Source organism: Paenisporosarcina sp. P4_E4_2 (genome assembly GCF_056401595.1).
In genome coordinates this window covers 1-8,812 of record NZ_JBFUJC010000114.1, presented here as the reverse complement: position 1 = coordinate 8,812, position 8,812 = coordinate 1, and the positions used below count along the sequence as shown (strand labels likewise).

Here is an 8,812-nt window from a genome sequence, read left to right as displayed (position 1 = left end):
GCTGTGGGCTTATCGCCGGAATCAAGGATTCGCGGGTGGATATCGAGGATTCGACGTGTGATATCTACATTTCAATAGGTGATATCTCGCATTGGCCAGTGTTTATCTAGAAATCGAGTACTCATATCTAAAATTCATGAAATCCGCACAATTCAAACGCGCTGAAATGGTGCCATTTGCATCGCAAATCGCATGAAGTTTATCAATCAATAACTCTTAATTACAATAGAAAAGCTTCCGGTCATTTCCGGAAGCAAACTTTTTCCTTTTTGGATAGAAAGCGATGCATTTCTTCAGCATTTACATGATAGATTGTTCCCTTATTCTGACCTGAGTAAGGGAAGTTTGATTTTTTCATAAAATAACCGACCGAATAGGATTTGTCTACACCTGCAAATAAACGTAATTGTCTATTGGTAATCTGATTGCCGACCAATGTAAACCAATCTATCATCGTATCGTAAAAAGGGTTGTCAGGAGTATGAAGACATGAGGAGCATACATATACTCGATTACTTTTTTTCAATAAGCGGCTCTCACACTTCGGGCAGAAAATTCCTTTAAGAAGATCAGAGGGATGTATTCCATATTTTTGGCATGCAGTTGCGTGTTCGAAGGGTCGATTTGCTTCTTGTAATTTCTTAGAAAGTGTTTGAAATTGATAATGAGTAAGTTGCTGCGGGAGTTTATTTAATTTCYGAAGAATTATAGGTAACTCTTTTGCAAAATGAATACCCCGATTCTCAGCTCCAATTAGTAAGGTGGAAGCAAAGGGGAAACTGACAATTCGATGCACAGGTAATTGTGTATCATGCTTTGCAAACCAATCTAGCAAATTCCCGACATAATAATCTGCTTGAACGGTAGGACAATCCATTGATCTTACGATGCCATCTTTTGTTTGTAATACTTGTCCGACTTGTTGGAAGGATATTGTTCCACTCCAATTCTTTACTTCTATTATTAATGCATAAGCGGTTGTGAATATTAAAATATCAATTTGGGTGGAAGGAATGTCTTTTTCATGGATTCGAATATTGGGAAGTAATATATGGGGGATAGGGAAGTGAATGGTCGATAAGACAGAATCAATATATGCTTCTCCAGCATGACCTGCATTGGAATTATACAAATCTTGATTAATGTCGGTAAACTGGGGGTGATTTACCGATAATCGACGATGCAATCGCCGAAGAGCAAATAATCCTGCAGGAATATCTCGATTTAGTTGAATAAAAATCATCTCCTTTTTATGAATTTATCAAATATAATGATATCTCACAAGATTTATTAAAACTTATTACCCTACACCAACATGAAAATCCCTTCAAATTTCAACAATCTTCCAATATCATAGCTTTATTTTCGCGTCTCCTTATCCTCATTAAAATTATTCTATTTTTTGGTAGAGTAAAATAAAATAGAGAGGAAGTGGGAGAATGAAACCCGTAAAGTTTATTGTTGCGGCATTACTCGCTATTACTTTGTTCGTTCCGACAAGTAGTCAAGCTGCTGGTTTTCCGGATGTTTCAACGGAACATTGGGCATATAGCTCAATTATAAAGCTTTCAAATGCAAAAATAATTAATGGATATAGTAATGGGACGTTTGGTCCGAACAATCAAGTTACCCGTGCACAAGCCGCAAAAATATTGGCGAGTGCGTTAAAGCTACCGCTTGATTCAACTTTCAAAACGAGTTATCAAGATGTACCTTCAACGCACTGGGCATTTAAAGAAATACGCGCTTTAACTGAAAAAGGAATCTTTTCAAATGCGACAACATTTAACCCTGATGCACCATTGAGTCGTGCGCAAATGGCCAAAGTTCTGGTAGTGGCATACCAAATTAAAATTGACGATAATAACCAAGTTACTTTCAAAGACGTGCCACAAGACAACTGGAAACCATTCATTACTACGCTGGCGGAAGTGAAAATTTCTGAAGGAGTTTCATGGAATTATTTCATTCCGTACGCCAAAGTCACCCGTGCGCAATTGTCGGTCTTCATCGATCGTGCGATGACTTGGGATCAAAAACGAGATTCAGGTGTGATTAAGTATGACAGCACAAATAAAGTCTATGTCGATTCCACGCTTGCAATTGATGATACCGCAAAACAAACCATTCACTTGGTGAATCTTGAACGCGCGAAAGCGGGTCTTCCTGCATTAGCGGCAGATGCACCATTATCTAAAATAGCCACAGTAAAAGCGGAAGACATGGTAAAAAACAATTATTTCGATCATATCTCTCCGACGTATGGGAAGCCTTGGGATATGGCTGAGAAGTTCGGCTATAGTTATAGCAGCTTCGGAGAAAACATTGCATATGGTCAACGAACACCGCAGGAAGTTGTAACTGCGTGGATGAATTCACCAGGTCATAAAGCCAATATTTTAAACAAAGACTATACCAATATCGGTGCTGGAATAAAGAAAGATTCCAATGGCCAAATCTATTGGGTGCATATGTTTTCTAGTAAATAAATATGAAAAATAATGTGGCAGTCTAACTTAGACTGCCATTTTTCTATGTTATGAAGGGTGTAACCAATTCCAGATAAGCCAGCACGAAATACAGATATTGCGGACGAAATGTAGATAACAATTTACTTTGATACCAATTCCAGATAACACACCACGAATTCGAGATAGCGCTAATCGAAATCTAGAAAAGTCATCACGAAATACAGATATCTGCGCCCAAAATGTAGATAACAATTTACTTCGATACCAATTCCAGATAACACACCACGAATTCGAGATAASGWTAATCGAAATCCAGATAAGTCAKCACGAAATMCAGATATCRTCGGACSAAATGTAGATAACWATTTAYTTYGAYACCAWTTCCAGAWAACACACCACGAATTCKAGATAACGMTAATCGAAATCTAGATAAGTCATCACGAAATACAGATATCTASGCACCAAATGTAGATAMCAATTTACTTTGATACCAATTCCAGAAAACACACCACGAATTCTAGATAACGCTAATCGAAATCTAGATAACCATGCACGAAATGCAGATTTCCAACTCCTGATCCACAATCACCCTTCAGCACGAATAAATCTAGGAAGTGTGCTAAACTTGAAAATATGAAAAAGTACATTCTATTTATCTTCATCCTAGCAACACTATTTTATTCTTCTGCACAAACGTATGAAGAACAGTCGTTGATTCCTGACCTCATGAGATGGCTCCCAAACGAACCTTTTAAAGGTGGTTTATCTCTTTTGCAAATTCCTTATTGGGGGACAATCGTTTCTGTGGAAGAACGTGGGTACCATGCATTTATTGAATTTCTAATCAGAAAAGGAGCACATGTTGTTACGTTTGGTGCTCTTGCTATTGCCGCGTATATCATGGTAGGTCGCTTAAGGATGGCATTTATCCTTACAGTAGTACTGGCGATTGCTGATGAATTTCATCAATCACTGACAGGCGGGCGGACACCAACCATACATGATGTTTTGTTGGATTCATTTGGTGCGGGTTTGGCATTAATCTCTATTTATTTCATTGAAAAGTATAGGTCTAAAAAAAAGAAGTCCATTTAAAATGGGCTTCTTTTTTACATGATAAGAAAACGCTTGCAAAAAAATGAAGATTTTGTAAATAAACTATATTATTAATGGGAATATTGGTAAAATTAATAGGGTAAGAGTTTTTACCTAATAACCTACATATTCGAAGGAGGAAATTTGTACATGTCGAAATTGTCTAATAAGAAATTCTTAGCTACTACTGTTACTGCTGCGGCCGTAGCCATGGCTTTTGCTCCAGTTGCATCAGCTGACGAAATGAAATTCACTGATGTAGGTGAGAAATATAGTGATGCGGTTAACTTTTTGGTGGGAAGCGGTATATCTAAAGGGCTAACTGATACACAATTCGGTGTTAGCAAAAACATTGACCGAGTAGATGCAGCGGTTCAAGTTGCACGTGCATTAGGTTTTTCTGAAGACGGAAAGTATAAGAGCTCTGGATTCACTGATGTACCAGCTCGTGCAAAATGGGCAGTTGATGCATTGGTAGAAGCGAAGATTGTAAACGGTAAGACGAATAAATCGTTTGGCTCTTATGACGATTTGACTCGTGATGAAACTTCTAAGATATTAGCAAATGCTGCTAAGCTACCAATCGATGAGAGCGTTACAAAGACTAAATTTACAGATGTAAATCCTAGATTTGCAAAATATGTTGATGCTCTTGTTAAAGCTGGAATCACAAATGGACAAACAGAAACAAAATATGGTTCATGGTACGCAGTGAGACGTGGTGAACTTGCATTGTTCCTTGATCGTGCAAAAGAACATTTTGGTTTCTACGACTTAACTGTTATGCATACAAATGATACACATGCATACCTAGAAACAGCTCCATTCCGTGCTACTGCAATTAAAGAAGTACGTGCAGAAAATGAAAACAATATTTTACTAGATGCTGGTGACGTATTCTCTGGAGATCTTTACTTCAACGCATTTGAAGGCGCTGCAGACGTTGAGATGATGAACTACCTTGGTTATGATGCCATGACTTTTGGTAATCATGAATTCGATTTGGGATCTTCAAAAGATGGCCACAAGTCTTTAACGGAATTCATCAAAAATGCAAAATTCCCATTGGTATCTGCTAACGTGGATTTCTCGAAAGACCCATTGTTTGACGGACTTCAATCAAAAACTTACGCTTCATCATACAAAGATGGACAAATCTATAATGGTGTGGTTTTAGATGTTAATGGTGAAAAAGTAGGTGTGTTTGGCTTAACAACTGAAGAAACACCAACAATTTCTTCAACAGGGAAAGTTGAATTCAAAAACTACATTGAATCGGCAAAAGCGTCTGTAAAAGCACTTCAAGAACAAGGCGTAGATAAAATTGTCGCACTTACTCATCTTGGTTTAGATGATTCCTTGAAATTTGATAATGACTTGGAATTAGCGAAACAAGTTGAAGGTATCGATATTATTGTTGGTGGCCATACACATTCGAAAATTTCTGCTCCGGTAGTATCTAAAGCGTTCGACGCTCCAACAGTTATCGTAACGGCAAATGAATATGGTAAATTATTAGGAACTCTTGATGTTACTTTCAATAAAAAAGGCGAAGTTTCAGTCTTTGCTGGAGAATATTTAGAAATGAAGGCTGAAAACTTTGCTGCTGATGAAGGCGCTGTGAAATTATTGGCTCCGTATAAAGCAGAAGTTGAAGCTATTAAAACTCAATCTACAGGTACAACAGCAGTAGCGATGTTAGATGGACAACGTGCTGGTGATACAGAAGGCAAGTCAAGTGTTCGCTTCAATGAAACAAACCTTGGAAACTTGATGACTGACGGTATGCTTGCAAAAGCAAAAGGTATCAATAAAGATACGGTAATCGCTCTTCAAAACGGTGGGGGTATCCGTAGTTCAATCGATGCGGGTGACATTACAGTTGGTGAAGTATTGAAAGTTATGCCTTTTGGTAATGCATTGGCAATCATAGACCTTAAAGGCTCTGAAATCAAAGCTGCTTTGGAACATTCAGTGTCTCAAGCACCAAAAGAAAACGGTGCATTCTTACACGTATCTGGCATGAAATTTGAGTATGATAGTTCAAAAGAAGCGGGCAAACGTGTAACAAAAGTTCAAGTTAAAGTTGGAACTGAATATGTGGCTCTTGAAGATGCGAAAAACTACTTCGTAGCAACTAACACATTCACAGCTAAAGGTGGAGACGGTTACGAAATGTTCAAAACGGCTTACAATGAAGGTCGTGTGTCTGAACCAGGTATCGTTGATTACACAAGCTTCATCGATTACATCAAGACGTTGGATAAAGTTGATCCAAAAGTAGAAGGTCGCATCGTTGACGTTGCTACTCCTGCTCCTGCAGCTAAATAATTAAGTAAATTAATAAATTGTAAAATACCCCCGGCATCTTTTGATGTCGGGGGTATTGTTTTTTGAAAGGTTGTAATGAGTGAGAATTGTCATTGTATTTTAAATAAGAGTTTATAATAAACAACTCAATAATAGTAATGTTTAATAGCTAATTTTTCTATTAAAAAATCCTGACCGGTATTTCGGTCAGGAAGACTTATTATCTATTCATTGCCTTATCTAAAAGTGCATTACGACGAGCTTCTTTTTCAGCTTCATAGTCATTTATTAAACTTTGAGCGTGGGACTTTCCATAACCGTTTGCTACAAGTTCCTTTTCAATAACTGAAATTGCTGAGTAAAATACTTTGTCTGTTCGGCCTTCCAATTCAGAAGCAGCTGAAGTGTATTTGTTGTAGAAGTAAGCGTAGTTAATTGATTCACCATTTGCTTTTTTTCCTTGATATTCTGAATATGCACGACCAACTAATGCATTAATACGGCTATTTGCCTGAGATTGCAGACTCGACATTACGGGTTCATATTTCTGTTTAATAGAAGCAACTGTTACACCACTATCAGGGGTGTTGCCTGTGCTGGATCTACCGTTTGATGAATTACCAGTTGTACTCGTTTTTGTACCAGTAGAAGAGTCGTCATTTGTTGTTCCGTTACTAGAATTTGTACCTGAAGATCCATTGTCAGTAGACACGACCGGAATATTATTGTTAACCTCCGATTCAACAATGTTGCCATCTTCATCTAATTCAATAGAAGTGCCATCTGGTAAGTCAATTTTATATGTTTCTTTAGTAATTTCTGTGACTTCTGAATCGGCTATATCATATTCCTTAATTTGAAAAATGTAAATTAAATATCCACCAACGATTAAAAATAAAGCTACGAAAGCAGCTAATATTTTCTTCCAATGCTTTTTCACGCGCAGACGCCTCCTAAATAAATTCTACTATAAGATTACCATAATTCGACATGAACCAAGTAGATTTATTGAAAAGACAATCCAATTTCAATATATTTGGTAAATTCGGTTGTGGTTGGAAAATCTATGGACTATAATAAACACTACGTAATAAGCAAATATAACCAAGAGGTGATTTAATGACTAAATTTTCTAGTGATAATAAGACTATAAAAGCAATAATCGCAGGAGCGGTTGCATTCACACCCGTGATAGCAGTAGGTATAAATGCTGAGAAGACTAGTGCAGCAGAGCAGGATTCTCTACCTAGTAACGTGGAAACGTTCCTTAATCAATTAGATGTAGTTTATGCGGATCCAAGTTTGACTAAAGATGACTTATCTAAATTACATGCAGCCCAAAATTACTTAGCTGCCAAAAGTGACTGGGTAGATGTTKCAGAAAGAATGCTTAATAAAAGTACTTTAACTGCTGAAGAGCAGAAAGTTCTTACGTATCTTCTTCCTTTATTTGCCGCAAGTACAACAACTAACTTAAAAGCTTCTATTAATAGTTTCTACTCAAAGGTGAGTGATGCTGAATTACAAAAAGCATTTGATGTACAAGTAGGTTCTACTACATTTACAAAAGCTACTTTTACTTCATTCTTAGTAGAAACTGAAACTAAAGTTTTTACTAACTATGCGAACAATACAAAAGGGACAACTTTATTTAACGAATTTGTGAATGCACTAATTTCCCCAACAAGTTATCCAGATGTAAAAAAAGCAATTACAGATAAGTTCGTATTAACTAGAGTTTTTGATGAGCTCCAAGATATCTTGAGTGTTGGAATAATTAATGACGCTAAACCTGCTTTTGCAAAAGTTGCGACTATTTATGACGGAAAATTCGGTGTCGACACAGGAAATCCAGGCGGTGGTACTCCAGGACCAACACCACCTCCAGTTGAGGTAAATAAAGATGAGGTATCAACGGATGGATCAACAATTGAGTCAAATCCACAATCTGTAATCGATGCAATTACGAAAGCGGCAACTGTTGAAGAGTTAGTTGTTAAATTAGATGCTGGTGTTGAAGTTGTAAGTATTCCTGCAACAATATTAAGTGCTCTCAAAAACAAAAACGGTGAAGCGGTAGTTGTTATCGTTTCTGGAGACGCTACATATGAAGTTCCTGTTTCTCAGATTGACCTTTTGGCAGCTGCTGCGTCGCTAGGTGTTGCTTCTGCTGAATTAAAATTAGTAGTAACAGTTGATGAAGTCGCAAACCCACTAGCAGGTAAAGCTGGATTTAAAACACTATCTGATGCAATTGATTTCAAACTTTCTTTAGTAGCACCGGATAATAAAACAATCGAATTGAAAAATTTCAGTAAACCTGTTCAACGTTCAATTAGTACTTCTACAACCCTAAATCCATTAACAACAGTTGGTGTGGTAGTCAATGCTGACGGTTCAGTCGTAGCAGTTCCGACATTTGTAGAAGATAAAGAAGCTAATCTATACCGTAACAGTAACTCTGTTTACACACTAATTGAGAACTTCAAGACATTTAATGATGTAAATAACGGTAAAAATTGGTCAGAAGAATATGTTGAGAAATTAGCTTCTCGTATGGTAGTTAAAGGGACGACTGCAACAACATTCTCTCCAAACCGTGAAATTACACGTGGTGAGTTTGCTGCAATTTTATCTCGCGGTCTTGGATTAATTTCGAAATCTTCAAATGTTAAATTTACTGATGTCTCTTCAAAACAAGCTTTCAATCTTAATGGTGAAATTGCAGCAGTAGTTGAAGCTGGAATTGTTAAGGGTGATGCGAAAGGTAAATTCCGTCCATATGATGAAATTTCTCGTGATGAAGCAGCAATCATGATTAGCCGTGCACTTGATTTTATCGGCACTGATGGCGTTAAAGTAGACACGACTAAAAAGATTACGAATTTTACAGATTACCGTTACATCGGTAACACTGCACGACCACACGTTCAAAA

The 8,812-nt window shown here is 37.2% G+C and carries 6 protein-coding genes; 4 read left to right on the top strand and 2 right to left on the bottom strand.

Annotation, left to right across the window (positions count from 1 at the left end; translation table 11 throughout):
- Positions 1–241: 241 nt before the first annotated feature.
- Positions 242–1,243, bottom strand: coding sequence for an NERD domain-containing protein (locus AC1DSB_RS09900; RefSeq protein ID WP_477586621.1), 1,002 nt, complete (start codon positions 1,241–1,243; stop codon positions 242–244).
- Positions 1,244–1,439: 196 nt separating this feature from the next.
- Between AC1DSB_RS09900 and AC1DSB_RS09895 the strand changes: the two genes are divergently transcribed.
- The 3 genes from AC1DSB_RS09895 to AC1DSB_RS09885 all read left to right on the top strand — a co-directional run bounded on the left by AC1DSB_RS09895 (position 1,440) and on the right by AC1DSB_RS09885 (position 5,897).
- Complete coding sequence (locus AC1DSB_RS09895) at positions 1,440–2,489, top strand: S-layer homology domain-containing protein (RefSeq protein ID WP_477533030.1); 1,050 nt, start codon at positions 1,440–1,442, stop codon at positions 2,487–2,489.
- A gap of 615 nt (positions 2,490–3,104) precedes the next feature.
- A complete protein-coding gene (locus AC1DSB_RS09890) occupies positions 3,105–3,566 on the top strand; it encodes a VanZ family protein (RefSeq protein ID WP_477532653.1) in 462 nt (153 codons plus the stop codon).
- A 150-nt stretch (positions 3,567–3,716) separates the two neighbouring features.
- Positions 3,717–5,897 carry a 5'-nucleotidase C-terminal domain-containing protein gene (locus tag AC1DSB_RS09885; protein ID WP_477532654.1) on the top strand — a complete coding sequence of 727 codons (2,181 nt, stop codon included), beginning with the start codon at positions 3,717–3,719 and terminating at the stop codon, positions 5,895–5,897.
- Positions 5,898–6,096: 199 nt separating this feature from the next.
- Here AC1DSB_RS09885 and AC1DSB_RS09880 read toward each other — a convergent pair whose 3' ends face one another.
- Positions 6,097–6,816, bottom strand: a complete 720-nt coding sequence (locus AC1DSB_RS09880) for a hypothetical protein (protein ID WP_477532655.1) — start codon at positions 6,814–6,816, stop codon at positions 6,097–6,099.
- A 179-nt stretch (positions 6,817–6,995) separates the two neighbouring features.
- Between AC1DSB_RS09880 and AC1DSB_RS09875 the strand changes: the two genes are divergently transcribed.
- Positions 6,996–8,812, top strand: a 1,817-nt coding sequence (locus AC1DSB_RS09875) for an S-layer homology domain-containing protein (protein ID WP_477586619.1), incomplete at its 3' end; no start/stop codon positions are given.

Bases quoted from the DNA above. Each gene is read 5' to 3' on its own strand.
- AC1DSB_RS09885 (WP_477532654.1), top strand. From the start codon at position 3,717: ATGTCGAAATTGTCTAATAAGAAATTCTTAGCTACTACTGTTACTGCT.
- AC1DSB_RS09895 (WP_477533030.1), top strand. From the start codon at position 1,440: ATGAAACCCGTAAAGTTTATTGTTGCGGCATTACTCGCTATTACTTTG.
- AC1DSB_RS09890 (WP_477532653.1), top strand. From the start codon at position 3,105: ATGAAAAAGTACATTCTATTTATCTTCATCCTAGCAACACTATTTTAT.